The organism is Nicoliella sp. ESL1113 (assembly GCF_058509245.1).
Genome location: NZ_CP196387.1, coordinates 1,122,882 through 1,143,300 on the forward strand (window position 1 = coordinate 1,122,882; position 20,419 = coordinate 1,143,300).

At 38.8% G+C, this 20,419-nt stretch carries 20 protein-coding genes and 1 other annotated feature; of the genes, 6 read left to right on the forward strand and 14 right to left on the reverse strand.

What is annotated here, in order from left to right:
* Window positions 1-62 precede the first annotated feature (62 nt).
* The 13 genes from ACSYTJ_RS04845 to ezrA all read right to left on the reverse strand — a co-directional run bounded on the left by ACSYTJ_RS04845 (window position 63) and on the right by ezrA (window position 15,343).
* Complete coding sequence (locus ACSYTJ_RS04845; RefSeq protein ID WP_491719625.1) at window positions 63-914, reverse strand: amino acid ABC transporter substrate-binding protein; 852 nt, start codon at window positions 912-914, stop codon at window positions 63-65.
* A gap of 11 nt (window positions 915-925) precedes the next feature.
* A complete protein-coding gene (locus ACSYTJ_RS04850; RefSeq protein ID WP_491716478.1) occupies window positions 926-1,555 on the reverse strand; it encodes an amino acid ABC transporter ATP-binding protein in 630 nt (209 codons plus the stop codon).
* Window positions 1,556-1,575: 20 nt separating this feature from the next.
* Complete coding sequence (locus ACSYTJ_RS04855) at window positions 1,576-2,229, reverse strand: amino acid ABC transporter permease (protein WP_491716479.1); 654 nt, start codon at window positions 2,227-2,229, stop codon at window positions 1,576-1,578.
* 435 nt (window positions 2,230-2,664) lie between these two features.
* Complete coding sequence (gene minD / locus ACSYTJ_RS04860; protein WP_491716480.1) at window positions 2,665-3,477, reverse strand: septum site-determining protein MinD; 813 nt, start codon at window positions 3,475-3,477, stop codon at window positions 2,665-2,667.
* Entirely contained in the window at window positions 3,477-4,142 is a 666-nt protein-coding gene (locus ACSYTJ_RS04865; RefSeq protein WP_491716481.1) for a septum site-determining protein MinC, read from the reverse strand. The genes minD and ACSYTJ_RS04865 overlap by 1 nt, the downstream gene beginning before the upstream one ends.
* Window positions 4,143-4,154: 12 nt before the next feature.
* On the reverse strand, window positions 4,155-4,682 hold the full coding sequence (mreD, locus tag ACSYTJ_RS04870) for a rod shape-determining protein MreD (RefSeq protein WP_491716482.1): 528 nt from the start codon (window positions 4,680-4,682) through the stop codon (window positions 4,155-4,157).
* Between the two features lie 11 nt (window positions 4,683-4,693).
* Window positions 4,694-5,545, reverse strand: coding sequence for a rod shape-determining protein MreC (gene mreC, locus ACSYTJ_RS04875; RefSeq protein WP_491716483.1), 852 nt, complete (start codon window positions 5,543-5,545; stop codon window positions 4,694-4,696).
* Between the two features lie 74 nt (window positions 5,546-5,619).
* Window positions 5,620-6,624 carry a rod shape-determining protein gene (locus tag ACSYTJ_RS04880; protein ID WP_491717305.1) on the reverse strand — a complete coding sequence of 335 codons (1,005 nt, stop codon included), beginning with the start codon at window positions 6,622-6,624 and terminating at the stop codon, window positions 5,620-5,622.
* A 166-nt stretch (window positions 6,625-6,790) separates the two neighbouring features.
* Window positions 6,791-8,095 (reverse strand): bifunctional folylpolyglutamate synthase/dihydrofolate synthase, encoded by a 1,305-nt coding sequence (locus ACSYTJ_RS04885; RefSeq protein WP_491719626.1) that lies wholly within the window; start codon window positions 8,093-8,095, stop codon window positions 6,791-6,793.
* A gap of 74 nt (window positions 8,096-8,169) precedes the next feature.
* Window positions 8,170-10,827 carry a valine--tRNA ligase gene (locus ACSYTJ_RS04890; RefSeq protein WP_491719627.1) on the reverse strand — a complete coding sequence of 886 codons (2,658 nt, stop codon included), beginning with the start codon at window positions 10,825-10,827 and terminating at the stop codon, window positions 8,170-8,172.
* A gap of 51 nt (window positions 10,828-10,878) precedes the next feature.
* Window positions 10,879-11,093 (reverse strand) — a binding site (T-box leader).
* A 48-nt stretch (window positions 11,094-11,141) separates the two neighbouring features.
* Window positions 11,142-12,359: a tRNA uracil 4-sulfurtransferase ThiI gene (gene thiI / locus ACSYTJ_RS04895; RefSeq protein WP_491719628.1), complete on the reverse strand. Its 1,218-nt coding sequence runs from the start codon at window positions 12,357-12,359 to the stop codon at window positions 11,142-11,144.
* Window positions 12,360-12,369: 10 nt separating this feature from the next.
* On the reverse strand, window positions 12,370-13,515 hold the full coding sequence (locus ACSYTJ_RS04900) for a cysteine desulfurase family protein (RefSeq protein WP_491719629.1): 1,146 nt from the start codon (window positions 13,513-13,515) through the stop codon (window positions 12,370-12,372).
* 118 nt (window positions 13,516-13,633) lie between these two features.
* Window positions 13,634-15,343: a septation ring formation regulator EzrA gene (gene ezrA, locus ACSYTJ_RS04905; RefSeq protein ID WP_491719630.1), complete on the reverse strand. Its 1,710-nt coding sequence runs from the start codon at window positions 15,341-15,343 to the stop codon at window positions 13,634-13,636.
* 169 nt (window positions 15,344-15,512) lie between these two features.
* Here ezrA and ACSYTJ_RS04910 point away from each other — a divergent pair, with 169 nt between their 5' ends.
* The 6 genes from ACSYTJ_RS04910 (at window position 15,513) to ACSYTJ_RS04935 (ending at window position 19,473) form a co-directional block, all read left to right on the forward strand.
* Complete coding sequence (locus ACSYTJ_RS04910; protein ID WP_491719631.1) at window positions 15,513-15,974, forward strand: GAF domain-containing protein; 462 nt, start codon at window positions 15,513-15,515, stop codon at window positions 15,972-15,974.
* A gap of 194 nt (window positions 15,975-16,168) precedes the next feature.
* A complete protein-coding gene (gene rpsD, locus ACSYTJ_RS04915) occupies window positions 16,169-16,777 on the forward strand; it encodes a 30S ribosomal protein S4 (RefSeq protein WP_491716490.1) in 609 nt (202 codons plus the stop codon).
* 94 nt (window positions 16,778-16,871) lie between these two features.
* On the forward strand, window positions 16,872-17,348 hold the full coding sequence (locus tag ACSYTJ_RS04920) for a DUF1694 domain-containing protein (protein ID WP_491716491.1): 477 nt from the start codon (window positions 16,872-16,874) through the stop codon (window positions 17,346-17,348).
* Window positions 17,349-17,359: 11 nt separating this feature from the next.
* Entirely contained in the window at window positions 17,360-18,643 is a 1,284-nt protein-coding gene (locus ACSYTJ_RS04925; RefSeq protein ID WP_491719632.1) for a replication-associated recombination protein A, read from the forward strand.
* A gap of 13 nt (window positions 18,644-18,656) precedes the next feature.
* Window positions 18,657-18,944, forward strand: coding sequence for a hypothetical protein (locus ACSYTJ_RS04930; protein WP_491716493.1), 288 nt, complete (start codon window positions 18,657-18,659; stop codon window positions 18,942-18,944).
* 58 nt (window positions 18,945-19,002) lie between these two features.
* Entirely contained in the window at window positions 19,003-19,473 is a 471-nt protein-coding gene (locus ACSYTJ_RS04935; RefSeq protein ID WP_491716494.1) for a universal stress protein, read from the forward strand.
* Window positions 19,474-19,519: 46 nt separating this feature from the next.
* On the opposite strand, the gene ACSYTJ_RS04940 is transcribed toward ACSYTJ_RS04935, so the two are convergent.
* Window positions 19,520-20,413, reverse strand: a complete 894-nt coding sequence (locus tag ACSYTJ_RS04940) for a helix-turn-helix domain-containing protein (RefSeq protein WP_491719633.1) — start codon at window positions 20,411-20,413, stop codon at window positions 19,520-19,522.
* Window positions 20,414-20,419 lie beyond the last annotated feature (6 nt).

A 20,419-nucleotide genomic window follows, 5' to 3' on the forward strand; every position in this document is an offset into this window, starting at 1 on the left:
AATGTAATATTAAATTATGCCCCATGAAATATCAAACAAAAAAACGAGCAACCGCCCGCTTATTATTTATCGTATTTATTAAGTAATGGTGAGTTATATTGATTCCCAAACCATTTTTGCGTGATTTTCTTGAGTTCACCATTTTTAGCCATGCGATTCAATGATTGGTTAATCTTATTTCTCAAGGTTTTATCACCCTTCCGAACCCCAACCGCTAGCTTAGATTTAGGAAATGACCCAACGTAAGTATTATACTTATCAGGCGTCGCCTCATGATTAATATAGTAGTTAGCATAAGTACTATCAATCAACAAACCGCTGACCCGCTTAGCATTTAGATCAATGAATGCATTGGTAAATGAATCATACAAGATTGGTTGTTTATTTTTGATCTTATCCTTCAAAATTTTTGGTTGTTGGTCTAAACTGATAATTTCAGCAGATCCAGTCTGAGTTCCTAATTCTTTGCTCTGCATCTCATTAAAATTCTTAATATTAGAGCTCTTTAACGTTACCAACTCTTGATCATTATAAAGGTAGGGTTCCGAAAATGAAATATTTTTAGCCCGCTCTGCGGTTACAGTCAACCCATTCCAAATTAAATCAATCGTTCCATTCCGTAGTTCAGTTACATTCATAGACCAGTCGATTGGCTGAAAATCCACCTTAATGCCATACTGCTTAAATACAGCTCTAGCAAGATCGATATCATAACCAGTTATTTTACCTGCCTTGGTTTCAAAACCAAATGGAACAAAACTGTCATCTAATCCAATCACAATTTTCTTTTTCTGATTGATTTTATTCCAGGTATTTTCTGTATTAGCACGCTGGGTCACTAATTCACAACCGCTCAGACTAATCGCAGCCACCAATATCAGGGCAATTGATAACCATTTATAAATTTTTTTCATGTTATCCCTCCCTACTTAATTGGTTGAACCTTCAGCATATCATCTGCAACCTTCTTAGCAAAATCCATATCATGAGTAATCACGATTTGGGTCACTTCAGTTTGTTTTAAATCAATAATAATTTTAGCAACTTCATCCCGTAAATTAGGATCAAGCGCAGACGTTGGTTCATCATAGCAAATAATCTTTGGATTCATCGCAAGGGCCCGCACAATTGCGACCCGTTGCTTTTGCCCACCAGAGAGTTGGAATGGGTAAAGCGATTCCTTCCCATCTAGGTTCAATTTATTGATTAATGCCTGTGCTTTTTCACGTGCAGTCGCCTTATCTTGTTTTAAAACTAACTCGGGAGCTAACGTAATGTTTTGCATTACCGTTAAATTAGGAAATAGTTGAAAATCTTGGAAAACGACCCCCACTAAATTATTTTCAGTTGCTGATGGATCAAATCGTTGCCCATCTAATATAAATTCGCCGCCATTAATTTTTTCTAATCCGCTAATGCAACGCAGCAAGGTCGTTTTCCCAGCTCCAGATGGTCCTACGATACACATAATCTCATTATCTTTGATTTCAGCATTTAAGCCATCAATAATTGTTCGATCACCATATTTTTTAGTAATATTTTTTAATTCAAGCATTTGTGATTCCCCCTTTTTAATTATTTCCAGTAACTATAGTGTTTTTCAACCCGCCGTAAAATGAACGTCAAAATGGCAGTTAAAGCTAAGTAAATAATGGCAACTAGTACCAATGGTAATAAGGTAACGTCACGTGCAGATGCAACGTTTCCGGCTCTAAGTAAATCTCCGATTCCAATGACATAAACCAATGAAGAATCTTTGACGAGGTTAATTACTTCGTTACCAATCGATGGAATTACAATTTTAACCACTTGTGGCACGATAATCTTTCTAAACGTTTGCCAATATGATAATCTCAATACCCGTGCACTTTCGTATTGGCCTGCAGGGATCGATTGTAATCCCCCTCTAAAGATTTCGGCAAAGTATGCAGTATAATTCAAAACAAATGCAAAGAGTGCCGCATCAAATCGTGGAAAAACAATTTGAATCCCAGGCATCATTGGCAATCCATAGAATACAAAGATCAATTGTAATAGTAGTGGGCTTCCCCGCATGATCCAAACATAAAATTCCAGTACCGCTTTTAACGGCTTAAATTTGGAAATTAATCCAACCCCAGCAACGATTCCTAATGGAATTGAAAAAATAAGGGTCAAAAAGAAAATTTGGAGGGTCATTTTAACCCCTGATAGTAGTGATGGTAAAATCTCAATAATATAATTAAGCATTTAATTAGCTCCCTTCTATAAATAAAAACGTCCTCCTAGAAATTAATCTAAGAGGACGTGTCCAACGTGGTTCCACCTCAATTTATAGCCTGCTCAAGCAAACTACCTTAGTGAGTTTAGTAAATAAAAAAAGTCCTCTTAAGTCAGGGACTTAAGAGGACGATTTAATCGTGGTTCCACCTCAGATTTTTCCATTGCTCACACAATGAAACTCAATGAGTTTATTTACTAAACTACAACAATAACGCGTTAAAACGGTAATCTCCTAATAATCTTCAGAGATAACGACTCACAGGCGTGAAAGATTCGCATTATTCATCTACATCTCATCATCGTAGATTTTCTGTGGAATAATGATGAACAAATTCCTGATCAATGTCTTTAATTTAATTAATGGAATTATAAAACATTATCATCATTTCGTCAAGATTTACCTTAATCTTTTTTAGAAAATAGGTTCCCTAGTTTATTCCAAAATGATTTTTTGGACCCACTCGTTTCTTCAATTTGCATTAACGGAACGGTTTCACCATTAACCCTTCTTGCAATGTTTCGATAACCCTGTGAAGCTTGATTATCAGGATTCATTACAATTGGTTCTCCATGGTTAGAAGTACGAATTACGGCATCATCATCGACAACAATTCCCAACAATTGAATGCCCAAGTGTTGAGTGATTTCATCAATATCCATCGTATCGCCGTTTTCCATCATGTTTTTTCTAATTCGGTTGATAATCAGCTTTGGTTGTTCCTTAAGTGGATGTTGTTCTAATAGTCCGATTACTCGATCAGCATCCCGAACCGCAGAAATTTCTGGAGTCGTGACCACAATTGCACCATCTGCACCCGCAACTGCGTTTAAGAATCCCTGTTCGATCCCAGCAGGACAGTCAATAAATACGTATTCAAATTCCTGTTTTAATTCAGAAACGATTCCCTTAACTTGTTCGGGATTTAAAGCGTTTTTATTGGTATTTTGTGCTGCAGGCAAGACGTATAGGCTATCGAATCTTTTATCCTTAACTAATGCTTGACGTAATTTAGCACGACCGCTAGCAACGTCAACAATGTCATAGATAATTCGATTATCTAACCCTAAAATAACATCTAGATTACGTAATCCGATATCCAAGTCCATTAGACAAACTTTTTTACCCATCAGGGCTAAAGCTACCCCCAGGTTTGCAGAAGTGGTCGTTTTACCAACCCCACCCTTACCAGAGGTAACGACGATTGCTCTCCCCATTACATAATTCCTCCAATTCGATTGTAAAATTTAGGGTTAATTTTTTTTAACTCCTTTATTTTACCATAATCTAATGTGTGCAAATCATTTACATATGCAACATTTTGAAAAGAACCACCAATTTGTTTATCAGCAACGATATCAAATTGTTCACCAATTCTTATTTGTTGCGCATTATGTAAATCACCAACGATTAATCTATCTTCAGAATTAGGGAAACCAGCTTGAACGATTCCATAAACGCTTCCTAAAACATAGATATTACCGTTAGTAACTAATTTACCACCTTCATGAATCGTTCCCAAGAATAACACATCACCAGTTGCTTCAAAAACCTGGCCATTTCTAATCGTTTGCACAATAACATGAACGTTTTCCGATTCCTTAATTTGATTAGCACGTTCAATCGTAATCACTTCACTGCTAATTTGATTGATCAATAAGTGCTTATAATTATTAAATAGTTGCCGAATGTTATTCAATTGTTCTTTAGAAAGTAATCGTTTCCCAGTAACAATGTCTAAATGCATTCGCTTAGTTGGATAATCATGATCCAATTGGTTCAGCATTACTTCTAATTCACTAAGAATCGCTGTCATTGACGCCGATTCATCTAACACTACTTCATAACCATTTTTAGTCCCTTTTAAGCTAACTGCTTTCAAATCAATTTCCCCCTATGACTTTTCCCGATAGCGGTTAAATAACACTGAAATCGGGTAATAAGTGATAATAAATAGAACTAGATTAAATGCAAGGCTAGGTCCCAAAACAGACACTAAAAAATTGGATACCGTAATATTAGCTAGATGAACAAAGCGATTTGCAAAAAATGAAAATGACATTGTCAACGTAAGGCCAATGAAATAAATTAAAAATCCAGAAATAAACGTTGCCGATAGATAACGATATAGGAATCGGCTAATGTAAATTGTAAGTGGGAGGATAAATAAAAAGACCCCCAACGTTCCAAAGTAGAACAAGTCCATTATAAATCCAACCAAAGCTGCCCATAATCCCAAGTGTAAATTAATTTCATTTTCAAATAGCAAGCCAAAGATCAACCATAGTAATGTTAAATTGGGAACAAACGACTGGGCACCAAATAACTGTTTACTAAAAATTTGACTAACTGATCCATCTAAGCAAAATGCAACGTATAAGCCAATGGGAAATAAAAACCTTAGTGGTGAATTCCTTAGCATTTCAATCCCCCCTACTGAGCACGACTAGCTACTGTCACTGCTTCGATATCATTTAGATCGGCAGCAGGGCTAATATAGATCTTGTATGACAAACCATAGTCATCAGTTGAAACCTTAGCCACTTTTCCAATGTATAGACCCTTAGGTGTGATTCCACCTAATCCACTAGTATATGCCCGTTGGCCAACTTTAATCTTAGATTTAGTCGTAATATTACCCATTTCAACTAACCCAGTTGTTTTATTGTAGCCAGAAATAATTCCGTTGACGACCTTTCCGTTAGTGGCATTCACCTGAATCGCAAAACGGTTCGTCGCTGCATTATTATTAGTAATCAATTCAACTTTACTATTAGTTTTATTGACTTCAGAAACCCGACCAGCTAATCCAGTATCGACTAATACTGGCATATTTTTTTTAACGCCCGCATTTGCACCACGGTTAATAATAATTTGATTTTGCCATGATGAAGGGGTTCTCGTAATTACAGCTGCATTAATCGCTTTATAGCTAGTAAGCGTATCGTTTAATTTTAATTGACTCTTTAATTTGGCATTTTCACGTTGTAACGCTTCATCACGAACCTGAGTTGAAGTAATCTCGTTAACCCGTTTACTTAGAATTTGGTTTTCTTGATAGGTGTTCAACAAGCTACCGATCGAACCAAATCCATTGCTTATAATATTCACTGGTGTTGACACGACAGTATTAGTGAATCCAGCAACGTCATTACCAAATTGTTGGATTAACGGCGGAGTGGCTTTACGATTCCGCACCGCAACTGAAAACGTCATTAAGCCAATACTGATAACAACGCACACCATGACAATTACCAATTTTCGATTGGAGAAAAATTTGTGCATAATTGCCCCTCCATAAATTTTAATTTATAAAAACAAAAGCGGGAAGCATAAGCCCTCCCGCAGTGATTGTTTTTTTATTTTTTCTTCATTACGTCAATACTCTTTAGTGATTCACCAGTTCCGATTGCGACACAATCAAGCGGGTCTTTAGCAATTGATACTGGAACCTGAGTTTCATCTGAAATAACTTCAGCAAGATTTTTAAGTAATGCACCCCCACCGGTAAGTACGATCCCATGATCGATAACATCGGCAGCGATTTCTGGAGAAGTTTCTTCAAGCGTTTCCTTAACGGTTCCGATAATTTCCAAGATCGGTTCATGAATGGCAGTCGAAATGTCTTCAGCTGATATTTCAACGGCCTTTGGTAAACCAGTAAGCAGGTAACGACCACGTACGGTTGTTCCTTCGATGTTCTTAGCATCTTCTAATGATGCAGAACCAATTTCCCATTTAAGCCGTTCGGCAGTTCTTTCACCGATCAATAAATTATGCTTTTTACGAACATAAGTAGCAATCGCTTCGTTAAGCTTGTCACCAGCAACACGAACTGAGCGGCTAGAAACAATTCCACCCAGTGAGATTGTAGCAACGTCAGTAGTTCCACCACCAATATCAACTACCATGCTACCAGTTGGATCCATGATTGGTAATCCAGCACCAATCGCAGCTGCAAATGGTTCTTCGATTACATAAGCATCACGAGCCCCTGCAACCCGAGTAGCATCAATAACTGCACGTTTTTCAACTTCAGTAATCCCACTTGGTACACAAACCATAACATATGGCTTACCACTTGAATGCCCTAAGGTCTTAGCGATGTAGTACTTCAACATAGCTACAGTGGTATCGTAATCAGCGATTACCCCATCTTTCATTGGGCGAATTGCCTTGATACTAGCAGGTGTTCTACCGATCATATTCCGAGCTTCTTCACCAACTGCCACAATTGAGCCAGTTTTAGTATTTTTAGCAACAACGGAAGGTTCTCTTAAAACAATTCCCTTTCCTTCAACATACACAATGGTATTAGCTGTCCCTAAATCAATCCCAATGTTTTTTGTTCCAAATCCAAACACGACGTTCATCCCTTCGTATTCATATATACTAATATGAATTTATCATTTTTAGTATATCATATTTTCTTCAACTTGAATTAAATCACTCGTGATTAATTTTAACTAAATTAACACTAATAATAAAAGGTTTTTCAAATAACTTAATCTTAAGTTAAACAATTAGTTATCAATCTGTAAATAATGCTCGCACATCAGATATAAAGTACAACGATCCAGTGATCAATAACACATCATCTTGGCCCATTTGATTAGTCACTCTTAAAATGGCTTCCTTCCAATTATTCACGAATTCAATTTGATTGACCGATTCAACTTTACTAACGATCGTTGATAAATCTGCTGCGGAGCGCTTATTAGGTCCCTCAAATTCGGTTAAAACTAAATGCACATTTTTAATTTGTGCAAGCGCTTCAATCATTGGTAAATATTGTTTATCTGCCAATATAGCAAGTATAATATAAATTTCACGATCTGAAAAATGATTTTTAATATTTTTTTCAATTTCTTTGATGGCGGGCATATTATGAGCTCCATCAATAATCACTAGGGGCTGATCGTTTAATTTTTCAAACCGTCCTGCCCACTGGGTATTTAGGATGCCCGCTTTGATCATTTTATTGTTAAACGGAGTCTTTTGCTTATTCATCAAGGTGATAAACGCTTCAATCGCTACTGCTGCATTATCGATCTGAAAATCACCCATCATATTCAAAACGATCCCCTTGATTTGTTCATTCTCACTCGCGAAATCAAATTGTTCATGCCAACCTGCAATCGAATGTGGATGAACATCAAAATCGGTCCCTAACATCTTAATGTCAGAATGTTCATCCGTGGCACGGTCGATAATAACCTTTCGGGGCCCAGGTTCAATCCTACCAATTACCACGGGGACGTTCGGTTTGATAATGCCTGCTTTATGCCCTGCAATCGATTCCAATGTATTGCCCAAAAATTGCATGTGATCATACCCGATCGTGGTAATCACTGATAAGTCAGGAGTGATCACATTCGTTGAATCATTATCACCACCGATACCGACTTCGACAATCACAACATCTGCATGGCCCTCCGCAAAGTAAGCAAACATCATTGCGGTCAAGACTTCAAATTCGGTCGGTCCTTCGTTTGGCATTGCTGCATCGATTTCTGCAACGATTGGCTGTACCTTTTCAACTAAGCGCACAATTTCATCATCACTGATCGGGGTGCCATCAACACTGATCCGCTCGTTGAACCGCAATAAAAACGGCGAGGTGAACGTGCCGACCGTAAGTCCGCTTTCTTGAAGCAGATTACTTAAAAATGCTACGACCGAACCCTTCCCATTCGTACCAGCAACATGGATCGCATGAATTTGCCGCTCTGGATGACCAAGTTTTTCCATTAATATTTGCATTCGTTGCATCGTCGCATCTTTGTGTGCCTTGACCCGTCCGTGAATGTAGGCTAGTGCTTCTTGATAGTCCATTGTTTTTCGTTCCTCCCTACAAAAAAGCCCCGTAACATCGACTGCCCGGGGCTTAGTTGCTAAATCATAATTAATTATTGTGCTTTTAGATCGGCTTGGCGTTGCTTGGTTGCAGCTAACTTCGCCTTGTTATCTTCTAGCTTTTCACGTTCTGCATTAACCACTGCTTCGGGGGCGTTTTGCACGAAACGTTCGTTCGCTAATTTCTTTTCAGCACGTTGAACTTCAAAATTAAATTGTTCAATTTCACCATCCAAACGCTTGATTTCATCGTCTAAATTAACCAATTCTGCTAATGGGATGCTGACTTCAGCATCAGTCATCACACTCGTCATCGCTAACTTAGGCACTTGAACATCACTACCGACTTCTAGGGTCTTAGGGTGACAGAAGCGTTCGATGTAGCCTTGGTTGCCTTCAAAAATGTCCTTTAGGTTTTGGTTATCAGTCTTAATTAAGATGTCGACCGCACTAGACATTTTGGCGTTGGCTTCGGAACGAATATTTCTAACCGCCTTGATCAAATCAATGAGGCTATCCATATCAGCTTCTGACTTAGGATCATTAAAGTCAGGGTGGTCAACTGGGTATGCAGCAACCACTAATGACTTGCCTTCATGTGGCATTGTTTGCCAGATGTTTTCAGTTACGAATGGCATAATTGGTTGCAATAACCGTAATGTTTGGTCTAAGACGTAGGCTAATACGTTACGGGTGTTTTGCTTAGCTTCTTCATCGTCACCAGTAAGGGTTTCCTTACTCATTTCAATGTACCAATCACAGAAATCATCCCAGATGAAGTTGTAAAGCGCCCGCCCAGCTTCACCAAAGTTGTACTTATCAAATTGATCAGTCACTTGGTTGACAAGGCCGTTTAGCTTACTTAGGATCCAGCGGTCAGCTAAGTTCCATTTGGCGGGGTCTGGTAATTCAGGCTTTTCCATGTCGCCTAAGTTCATGATAACGTAACGACTGGCGTTCCAGATTTTGTTAATGAAGTTCCAAGCGGATTCGATCTTCGCGTAACTGAACCGCACGTCTTGTCCTGCCGTAGAACCATTAGATAAGAACCATCGTAATGCATCGGCACCGTACTTATCGATCACGTCCATTGGATCGATCCCGTTGCCAAGCGACTTACTCATCTTACGACCCTGTTCATCACGAATCAAACCGTGGAGTAAGACATCCTTGAATGGCCGACGACCGGTAAATTCAAGACTTTGGAAAATCATCCGAGAAACCCAGAAGAAGATGATGTCATAACCAGTAACTAACGTGTTGGTTGGGAAGTAACGCTTGAAGTCTGGGGAATCAGTGTCTGGCCAACCCATGGTTGAAAATGGCCACAAAGCAGATGAGAACCATGTATCCAAGACATCCTTGTCTTGTTCCCAGTTTTCGATATCCTTAGGTGCTTCTTCACCAACGTAGGTTTCACCAGTCTGCTTGTTGTACCAAGCAGGAATCCGATGCCCCCACCATAGTTGACGGGAAATAACCCAGTCATGGATGTTGTCCATCCATTGTTCGAAGGTGTGTTCGAATCTTTCTGGCACGAAGTTAACCCGATCATCTGTTTCTTGGTTCTTCAAGGCTTGTTCAGCAAGTGGTTTCATCTTAACGAACCATTGGGTCGAAAGGCGGGATTCAACTTGGACCCCGGTTCTTTCGGAATGCCCAACAGCGTGGACGATTGGGTCGACCTTTAACATGTAGCCGCCAGCTTCCAAGTCGTCAGTCATCGCCTTACGAGCTTCAAAACGGTCCATGCCCTTGTACTTACCGGCGTTTTCGTTCATCGTAGCGTCTTCGTTCATCGTGTTGATCCGCTTCAAGTCGTGACGGTTACCAACGTTAAAGTCATTTGGGTCGTGGGCTGGGGTGATCTTAACCATCCCAGTCCCAAATTCCTTATCTACGTATTCATCGGCAATGATTGGAATTTCACGATCAACTAATGGCACTCGAATGTGCTTGCCAACGATGTCCTTGTAACGTTCATCGGTTGGGTTAACAGCAACCGCCACATCCCCAAACATCGTTTCTGGACGGGTGGTTGCGATTTCGATATAGTCCTTACCGTTGAAATCAGTTCCATCGGTGAATGGATACTTAACGTGGTAAAAGGCACCCTTGTCATCCTTATGGATAACTTCGATATCGGACAATGCGGTCCGCGCCTTTGGATCCCAGTTAATGATGTATTCACCACGGTAGATGAGACCCTTCTTGTAGAGGGTCACGAACACCTTGCGCACGGCAGCTGATAGACCATCATCTAACGTGAAGCGTTCCCGACTATAATCAAGGGAGAGGCCTAACTTACCCCATTGTTTCTTAATGGTTGCGGCATAGTCATCCTTCCATTCCCACACCTTTTCGATGAACTTTTCGCGTCCTAAGTCATATCTGGTGATGCCTTCGCTATTGAGCTTAGCTTCAACCTTCGCTTGGGTCGCAATTCCAGCATGGTCCATCCCTGGCAACCAGAGTGTATCATAGCCTAACATCCGCTTTTGGCGAATTAAAATATCTTGTAAAGTCGTATCCCAAGCATGGCCTAAATGCAGTTTTCCAGTAACATTAGGCGGCGGAATTACGATTGAATATGGTTTTGCTTTTTGATCACCACTAGGTTTGAAGACATCTTCATCAAGCCATTCTTGGTACTGGCCATCTTCAACTGCATTATGGTCATACTTTGGTGGCATTTTAATATCCTTAGTCATAAAAAACACCTCATTTAATTTTAAATTTTGCAAACAAAAAAGCACTTCGTCGAATAGGACGAAGTGCTTCGCGGTACCACCTAAATTAAACCGATCAAATCGATTTCTCTCATGTGACAGCTTAACGGGGTCAACCGAATTTACCTACTAGGCTTCAGTAAATCAACTCCCAAGGTACCTTCATTTAAAATGATGAAAACCCTCGCAACGATGCAGGTCTCTTTCTGGACACCAATTTAAATTACTCTCTTGTTCGCAGTATTTTACTTCTTGGTAACTATCATAATCAATCAGCGTCTAATCGTCAACTAATTTTATAATAATTCTGAAAATACATCTTGATTTTGGTTTAAGAATTCTTCGCCTGGTTTGATATCAGTGACCTTAATCCCAGCAATGGCCTTCTTGGTCAAAGCATCCACGTCAATGTAAGTTTCATAATGACGGGTCTTTTCAAGGTCTGGCTTGGTTTTAGGCGAAGGCGGCGTGAAGATGGTACAACAATCTTCAAATGGCATGATTGAAAGATCGTAAGTGCCAATCTTTTCAGCGATCCGGATAATTTCAGTCTTATCCATCGATACCAGTGGCCGTAATACGGGCAGGTTCGTAACATCGTTAATGGCCATCATGCTTTCTAAGGTCTGCGAAGCTACTTGCCCTAATGATTCACCAGTAAAGACCCCTTTGCAATGCCGATTGCGGGTGATTTCAGAAGCAATCCTAAGCATCATCCGCCGTTGAATCGTCATCAAATAACCTTCTGGGACCTTTTCCTTCACCGTTTCTTGAACTTCCGTGAATGGCACCTCGATAAATTGGATATTACCACCGAACTTCGCCACTTGAGACGTTAACTCCTTGGCCTTTGCTAAGGCTTGGGGGCTAGTATATGGTGGACTGAAGAAATGGATCATATCGACCTTAACCCCCCGCTTCATAGCAAGGTAGGTCGCCACTGGTGAATCAATTCCACCAGATAGCATCATCGTTGCCCGACCACCTGTTCCAACTGGTAGTCCTCCCGCACCCTTGATTGTTTCACTGGAGAGAAAGATTCCGTTCATCCGAATTTCCACTCGAATCTCAATGTCTGGTTGCTTCATCTTGGCCTTGATACCCTCAATATTATCGATGATGTAACCACCCATTTTATCGTTAATATCATAGGTATCTAGTGGATAGTTCTTGTCTTGTCTGATCGTGTTGATCTTAAAGGTCATGCTTGGTTGGTATTGGTCCTTGACCATTTGAAGCGCCACTTCCTTGGCATGGTCAATATCTTTATCCAACTTGATCGAAGGTGACAGTGTCTCAATTCCAAACACCCCTTCGAGCCGTTCGATTACCTTATCGTAATCCTCACCATGAAGATCCACGTGCAAGCGATCTTGTTGGGGATTAACGTGGATATCCTTGAAATCATGCAACACATGGCGAATGTTCTTCCCTAGTTGCTTAATAAAGTCTTTTCGGTTCTTACCCTTGGTGGATAATTCACCGTATCTGACCATAATTTCACTATATTGCATTAGTACCTCCTTAGCTTAATTTGCTAAATTTCTTGTATAGTTGATCAAAAACGCGGTTAAATTCAACTGCTTCTTCGATTGTATTATTCGCATCCAATGATACACGCACCGCACTAGTACATAGTTCTGTCGGTTCTTGCATTGCAGTCAACGTCGCTGATGGCACATGATCCTTTGAAGAACATGCACTCGTCGTCGAAATGTAAATATCATGGTCTTCGAATGCATGGACGATCGTTTCACCACGGACCCCTAAAATTGAAAAACATAGGATGTGGGGAGCGAAATTAGGTTGATTTTTAGAAAAAATCGTTACCTTATCAAAGTCCTTAATGTGATTATAAATCGTTGATTTAATATCAGCTTGTTTTTTGGCCTTGGCTTTTTCATCGGTCAACAAGAGTCGGACCGCCTTAGCCATTGCAGCGATTGCTGGCAAGTTTTCAGTCCCACTTCTGAGGTTGTGTTCTTGGCCTCCACCAGTCATTAATGGCGCAATTTTCTTTCCAGCGCGCTTGTAGATAAAGCCAATCCCACGGGGCGCATGGAACTTGTGGCCGGAGAACGTGATAAAGTCAACGCGGTCATTCATGATCAAATCAGAAATGCCCTTTCCAATTCCCTGCACGGCATCAATGTGGTAATGAATACTAGGGTAGTCCTTTAACACTTCAGCCGCCTCTTTAATTGGCTGAATCGTTCCAATTTCATTATTAACGGCCATGATCGACACTAAAATCGTATCCTTGCGAATCGCCGCTTTTAGATCAGCAATTGAAATCCGCCCCTCCTTATCAACAGGAAGGTAGGTAACATCATACCCTAATTGTTTGAGTTGTTCACAAGTTTCATGAATCGCGGGATGTTCAACAGCAGTCGTAATGATATGCTTACCAAACTTCCGCTTTTCAATGGCAGTCCCCTTTAAGACCCAATTATCACCCTCAGTTCCACCACTGGTAAAAAAGATTTCATTTGATTGAACACCTAATAAATCAGCAATTTGTTTGCGTGATTGATTCAATAAATTAAATGCTTCTTCACCAAAGCGATGTAAACTAGAAGGATTCCCCCAAATCTTATCACTTACTTGATCGTAAGTATTTAATACTGCAGGATCCACCTTAGTAGTTGCACTATTATCAAAATAAATCATAATAAACCTTCTTTTAAATTATTAGTCCGGCCAATTTAAAATTCTAACTTTATATTATAACAGAAAAAAACCATTTATGTTATTAGATTAACATAAATGGTTACTTTTAGTTAGCTAATTATTTATGACGATAATAAGCATCTTGAATTCTTTGATAAATCGAAGGATCGATCGTATTCAAAGCCGTTACGATTACGTTTAAACTTTCTTCGTACTGATACTCCCTATCGAATAAATAATGAGCCCGTTGACTTGCTTGTGCAATATCAGGATGGCTATTGCGATAGCGGTTCGCATATTGCATCATTTGCTCAGATAACACTGCGCTATCTAATAGCGTATTCGTTCGTTCCAATAAATTATCGACGTCGGACTTAATTACACTAATTTGCTCGTTGATGGTGTCCATACTAATTTTAGTTTGATTCATATCTTGGGATAGTTGTTGAATTTCGCGACTAACCAATGTATAGGCATCCATATAATCATCTGGAATCCCAGGCAAATTGAGATTTTCCATTTTTCGCTTCATGGTGTGCATTTGCAATTCAAAATTTTGGATGGCATTTACGGCCGCTTCTTCTTCTTCGTTTAAATTAGAAACGGAAGCGTCAATTTCTCTTTGTTGAGCCTCAATTTGACTTAACGCTTTTTTAGCATCACTAATGTGTTCCGAAATTTTAGAATAAACAGCATCATTATCAGCAATTGATTGTAAATCATTTTGATTCGTGATGTCGATTGCTTTGATTTGTTCTGCTAATTCACGGGTCGTTTCAATTTCTTGATGATCTAAATCATAGTTCTTATCAAGTTGTTTCAACTCACTCATCAAAGCAATATTTTGCTTTTGGGCGTGTGAAATAAACGCTGAAATAACATCAATTTGTTTTTGGACGCGCTTTTTAGAAGTGATTTCTAATTCCATCGCATCGTAGAGTTGATCGATCATTTTATCAATCTGATGATTGCTGCTCTTAGTTTGGGCTAACTCTAAATCCTTTAAGTTATCTAAGCTCTTTTGAATTTGTTGATTAACAAATTCAATCGCTCCCTCAATGTTATCATCAGCAAAATGATACCCAGCAGCGACCATCTCTTGATGCCCCTGCTTAATTTCTGCAACTTGTTCTGGATACTCAGCGGTCAAACTTTTGTAGATCTTAGGAATTTCATCTAAAAAAGCCTGTAATTGATCGGTTTGTCCAGATAATTCTGGTAATTGCTTTTCAGCACTTTCATAATCACCAGATTCAGATAATTCCTTAAACTGACTAAACTTTTCTTCCGCCTTAGTCAAACGAATTTCCAAGTTGTCAGTAGTGGGACCATAAAGATAGTTCTTACTAAGCAATGTTGAATGCATCTGCTTGTATTTTTGATTCAAATCCTGAATGATTTTTTGATGACGCTTATCCAAATCCTTAATTTGAGCTAATCCCGCTTGAATCATTTGCACCCGCTGGGTAACATCACCGATCAATCGATTGATTGAATGGTAAATTTGATTCGTCCGTAAGAAATTCAAAGTCTTGCTAATCTTGATTGCTTCTTTTAGATGTTCAGTAATCGTAACGAAATCATCACTAATGATTTCTTTGTATCCTTCATCATATCCATTCAATTGCTCCAGGGTTTCTCCGGATAGATTCATTTTTTTAGCATCATCCAGTTCATCTTGAATTGGCACTGATTGAACCTGCTCGAACTTAGCTTCAAGCACCCTCATTTGTTTTAATATGTAATGTTGGTAAGCAACAATTGCAAGATAGATGACTAGGACTACCACTACAATCGCAACCAATATCCCTACAGCTGAATTTTCCATATACGCTCCCACACCTTTGTTAAACATAAATAGCCGTTTTAGTTTATTTCTCGTCCGTAAATTGATACTATTCATTATATTATAGCCAATATTGAGATAAAAATCACTAATCAATTAAAATTATAACATATGATATTTTTTTAAGTTTATTTTGGAGGAATTTAAAATAATGAGTTCTAAATCAATACTTGTACAGCAACTAGATGCACTATTAACTAACGAAACAGATTCCGTCGCCAACATGGCTAATGCATCCGCTCTTCTCTTCGAATCACTTGATCAGATCAACTGGGCGGGCTTTTATCGCTACGTCAAGAAGAACGATGAATTGCTGTTAGGTCCATTTCAGGGAAAGGTCGCATGCGTCCACATTCAAAATGGAAATGGGGTCTGTGGAACCGCATTCAAAAATAATGAAATTTTAAGAATTGCTGATGTTCATCAATTTCCAGGACACATTGCATGCGATGCAAATAGTAAATCTGAAATCGTGCTACCAATCAATTTTTCGAACGGTGAACCATTTGGAGTTTTGGACATCGATGCGCCAGTTGAAAATCGGTTTTCAGCTCAAGATGAGGCCGTCTTAAGTCAATTTGTAAGTACTTTTGCTGAACATTTGACAAAATAGTTAGATCCAGATACAATAGGTAATTGTGTAAAATAATGCAGCAGTACACGGTAAGCTCGTCAACATATTGTTGCCACTCTGGTTCAATAAGTAACCCTCCGGCTGCTGAGGTGAACATTGCAAAGCAATATGCACGAATACTAAGTGTATATACGGATTATTTTACTCCAAAAAATAATTGGAGGAATTTATTTATGTCAAGATATACAGGTCCAAGTTGGAGAATTTCTCGCCGTCTTGGTGTATCTTTATCAGGAACTGGTAAAGAATTAGCTCGTCGTCCTTACGCACCTGGTGATCATGGTCAAGGTCGTCGTCAAAAACTTTCAGAATATGGTACTCAATTACGTGAAAAGCAAAAGCTTCGTTACATGTACGGTATGACTGAACGTCAATTCTCAAACTTATTCGTTCGTGCGGGTAAGGTTAAGGAAGGAACCCATGGGGATAACTTCTTAATCCTTCTTGAACGTCGTTTAGATAACGTTGTTTACCGTTTAGGTTTAGCAACTACTCGTCGTCAAGCACGTCAATTAGTTAACCACGGTCACATTACTGTTGATGGTAAGCGTGTTGATATTCCATCATATGAAGTAGAACCTAACCAAGTGGTTGCCGTTCGTGAAAAGTCAAAAGACTTACAAATCATCAAGGATGCTGTTGAAGCCGTTGTTGGTCGTCCAGCATACGTTACCTTTGATGCAGATAAGCTTGAAGGTTCATTAAACCGTTTACCACAACGGGATGACCTTAACGCTGATATCGATTCATCACTTATTGTTGAATACTACAACAAGCTATAGGATGAATTTCGATTCAAAAAAGTGTTTCGCTTTCGCGAAACACTTTTTTTGTTATACAATCTAACTATCAAATAAATTAAAGCGAGGGATTCAAATGTCAGATAATGATAACTCAGTAAACAATCGATTAGAGCAATCTTCAGTTGGTACTCCAAAATTAAATCCAGATGAACAAAGAAAGTACCTTGGAACATTTAGAGAACGGGTTTCTTTAGCAATCACCATTCAAGATCTAGGGACACAACAGGCCCAACAAGCCCTCCAAACTGAAATTAAGAACCATCCTGATTACCAAGTCTTGGTAAACGGACAGGCTGGCCAAGATGCCATTGGCCCATTCATGAAAATTGCATCTCAAAACAACGTAAAATTCACAATTAGAAACGATTCGTTTTACTTCAATAAACCAGATAGTTACGGAGTCATTTATGCCGCTTCTGATGCAATCAACGTTAGCCCCGTTGAACTACGTCAAAAGTACCCTAACTTATTTAATTCCGAACAATCTAATAATAATCAAGATCAAAAACCAACTTCATTTATTGATAAAATTAAAAATCTATTTAAGTAGGAGGCCATTTTTTGCAGCAACCCTTAGCATATCGTATGCGTCCTCAAAAAATTGAGGACATTGTGGGCCAACAAGGCTTAGTTGGCCCAGGCAAAATTATCAGTCGAATGGTAAAAGCAAAGACCCTCTCATCAATGATTCTATATGGTCCCCCTGGTACAGGTAAAACCAGTATCGCCAGTGCCATTGCCGGTTCTACTAAATATGCATTTCGCAAACTAAACGCCGCAACTGATTCTAAAAAAGACCTACAAATCGTTGCCGAAGAGGCTAAAATGAGTGGCACCGTGGTTTTGTTATTAGATGAAATCCATCGATTAGATAAAACAAAACAAGATTTCTTATTACCACTCCTAGAGAGTGGGCGCATCATTTTAATTGGTGCTACTACCGAAAACCCATATATTAATATTAGTCCAGCAATTAGAAGCCGAACTGCAATTTTTCAAGTATACCCGCTCACCCCATCAGATATTAAAAGTGCGATCAATCGAGCATTAAAGGATTCTGAGCATGGACTCGGTAAGTTATCGATTCAATTAGATGAAGACTCACTAGCGCTACTAACTACCGCTACCAATGGTGACTTAAGAAGTTCATTGAACGCTTTGGAACTAGCAGCTAATTCAACTGACCCTAGTAAAGATGGTATAATCCACATTCGATTATCAGACGTTGAGGATTGTTTACAAAAAAAGCTGCTCAGTGCTGATAAAAATGGAGATGCCCATTATGATGTTATTTCAGCATTTCAAAAATCAATCCGTGGGTCTGACGCTAATGCCGCTCTTCATTATGCAGCACGATTAATCGAAGCTGGTGATATCAACTCTTTAACGCGTAGATTAATGGTGATTGCATATGAAGACATCGGTCTAGCAAACCCACCATTGTGTGCTAGGACTGTAACGGCAGTGCAAGCAGTGGATAAACTCGGTTTACCAGAGGGACGGATTCCGCTTGCAGACGTTATTATTGAACTTTGCGTCTCGCCAAAATCAAATTCTGGAATCTCAGCAATTGATGCTGCTATTAAAGATGTTAAAAATGGTAACTTTGGTGAAATTCCACCCTACCTTAAGGATGCCCATTATCAGGGTGCTAAAAAGTTAGGCCATGGGCTTAACTACCAATATCCACATGATTTCCCTAGTGATTGGGTAAAACAACAATATCTACCTGATCAGATTAAAAACGCTAATTACTACCAACCAAAGGCTAATGGGAAATATGAAAGAGCCTTTGGTAATCAGTATCAAAAAATTCAGAATGCCCAACGTGGCTATCTGAAATAGAATGGAGAAATTTATGTTAGTCATCATCTTAACGATTATTTTTGCGGCACTTATGTTTGGAATTGGTATCTTTTTATTTAGACATCAAAACAAACCATTCTTAGTGTTCCATCCCGAAAGCATTCCCGCACTGAGTTTATTAGTAAAGGTTTTTGGGATCATTTTCATCATCTGTGGGGGATGTTTTCTAATTCCCCTCTTCATTGCTAATGATAAACTATTATTTTGGATGATGATCATTGCCTGCTTTTTAGTCATTGGTTTTCAGATCGCAATGGCACAATACTTTGGCAAAAAATAAAGTTGCTTTAGCTTGATTTAATTACTAACTAATTTAAAATATATTTGGAGGCGATAGTATGCTAAGTAACTACCAAAACATTTTAGTTCCTGTTGATGGTTCCAAGGAGGCTAAACTAGCTTTCGATAAGGCCGTTGCAATTGCTAGTGAAACTAAGGCTAGTATCCACATGGTCCACGTAATCGATACGCGTTCATTTCAAAATATTTCTAGCTTTGATAGCTCGATGATTGAAGAAGCAACCGAAAACGTTAAAAAAATCCTTGATGATTATCTAGATCAAGCCAATCGATCAGGAGTTACTAACATTGACTATTCAATTGAATATGGAGCTCCCAAAGTAGTCATCGCAAGAGAAGTCCCAGAAAGATACCATACAGATGTAATCATTATGGGTGCAACTGGTTTAAGTGCATTTGAACGGTTAATGATGGGATCAGTTACTGATTATGTCAGCAAAGCTGCTAACTGTGATGTTTTAATCGTTAGAACTGATCAAAATAACCAACCGATTAATAAAAAGAAATAACAATCATAAAAAATCACCTTCCTCGAACGTTCAAGGAAGGTGATTTTTATTTAATAACTTGATTTCTAAGCTGATGAACTTGATCAACAATGTGGGAGTCATCGTTGACATCTCCAAAATGATGGGCTCGATCTAAATAGCTAATTGCTTTTTGATGCGCATTGGATGCGATCAAACTCCGTGCCATTGCTAAGTTCAATGCTCCTAATTGATACATTGAATCTACAGAAAGCAAAAATTGACATGCCACTGTGCTTAAGAGCATTGCTTCATCGTATTTTAATAATTCATGGTGCAAATTAATCGCTTCAACGTAAATATTCACCAGTAATTTAAAATTTTTACGTAAGCTAAACTGATGCAGTTCAAGATATGCACGTGCTAATTCATTAAATTGATTTGCTTGATTTTGGTTTTTAAGCATCAAATAGGCCTTAGCAATTCCAATATGGGCCCAAGTTGTATAAAGGTTTTGTTTATTGATGCCACTATACTTGATTAACACTTCGTTAAAGTTTTTAATCGCAGCTTCATAGTCTAAGTTCAGCTTGTATTGAATATCTCCTAAGTAGCAATAATAGCGACATTTCAGTTCTCGATTGGCTAAGTTAGTAACATTAATTTGTTGGATCAACTGATCGGCATTAGCATACTGACGATTCCAAATAGCTGATTCAACTTTATCTAAGGTCTTGTTTTTAGTTTTTCCCTTTGTAATTACATCATGAACACTTAAGTCTAAGCGTTCACAAATTTTATAAATGGTGTCAATGCTCGGCGAAATATTTTTATTTTCAATCTGACTGATCAATCCCTGCGTACAAATCCCCTCGGCAAGTTCAGATTGAGAAATAGCAAGTTGTTTACGTTTTCTCCTAATTTGGCTACCTAATATTTTAATAGAGCCATTATCAATATTATACGTATTAATTGGTTCCATGAATGT

Coding starts and splice junctions, on each gene's coding strand:
- ACSYTJ_RS04845 (WP_491719625.1), bottom strand. CDS start 914: ATGAAAAAAATTTATAAATGGTTATCAATTGCCCTGATATTGGTGGCT.
- ACSYTJ_RS04850 (WP_491716478.1), bottom strand. CDS start 1,555: ATGCTTGAATTAAAAAATATTACTAAAAAATATGGTGATCGAACAATT.
- ACSYTJ_RS04855 (WP_491716479.1), bottom strand. CDS start 2,229: ATGCTTAATTATATTATTGAGATTTTACCATCACTACTATCAGGGGTT.
- minD (WP_491716480.1), bottom strand. CDS start 3,477: ATGGGGAGAGCAATCGTCGTTACCTCTGGTAAGGGTGGGGTTGGTAAA.
- mreD (WP_491716482.1), bottom strand. CDS start 4,682: ATGCTAAGGAATTCACCACTAAGGTTTTTATTTCCCATTGGCTTATAC.
- mreC (WP_491716483.1), bottom strand. CDS start 5,545: ATGCACAAATTTTTCTCCAATCGAAAATTGGTAATTGTCATGGTGTGC.
- ACSYTJ_RS04885 (WP_491719626.1), bottom strand. CDS start 8,095: ATGGACTATCAAGAAGCACTAGCCTACATTCACGGACGGGTCAAGGCA.
- ACSYTJ_RS04890 (WP_491719627.1), bottom strand. CDS start 10,827: ATGACTAAGGATATTAAAATGCCACCAAAGTATGACCATAATGCAGTT.
- thiI (WP_491719628.1), bottom strand. CDS start 12,359: ATGCAATATAGTGAAATTATGGTCAGATACGGTGAATTATCCACCAAG.
- ACSYTJ_RS04900 (WP_491719629.1), bottom strand. CDS start 13,515: ATGATTTATTTTGATAATAGTGCAACTACTAAGGTGGATCCTGCAGTA.
- ezrA (WP_491719630.1), bottom strand. CDS start 15,343: ATGGAAAATTCAGCTGTAGGGATATTGGTTGCGATTGTAGTGGTAGTC.
- ACSYTJ_RS04910 (WP_491719631.1), top strand. CDS start 15,513: ATGAGTTCTAAATCAATACTTGTACAGCAACTAGATGCACTATTAACT.
- rpsD (WP_491716490.1), top strand. CDS start 16,169: ATGTCAAGATATACAGGTCCAAGTTGGAGAATTTCTCGCCGTCTTGGT.
- ACSYTJ_RS04920 (WP_491716491.1), top strand. CDS start 16,872: ATGTCAGATAATGATAACTCAGTAAACAATCGATTAGAGCAATCTTCA.
- ACSYTJ_RS04930 (WP_491716493.1), top strand. CDS start 18,657: ATGTTAGTCATCATCTTAACGATTATTTTTGCGGCACTTATGTTTGGA.
- ACSYTJ_RS04935 (WP_491716494.1), top strand. CDS start 19,003: ATGCTAAGTAACTACCAAAACATTTTAGTTCCTGTTGATGGTTCCAAG.
- ACSYTJ_RS04940 (WP_491719633.1), bottom strand. CDS start 20,413: ATGGAACCAATTAATACGTATAATATTGATAATGGCTCTATTAAAATA.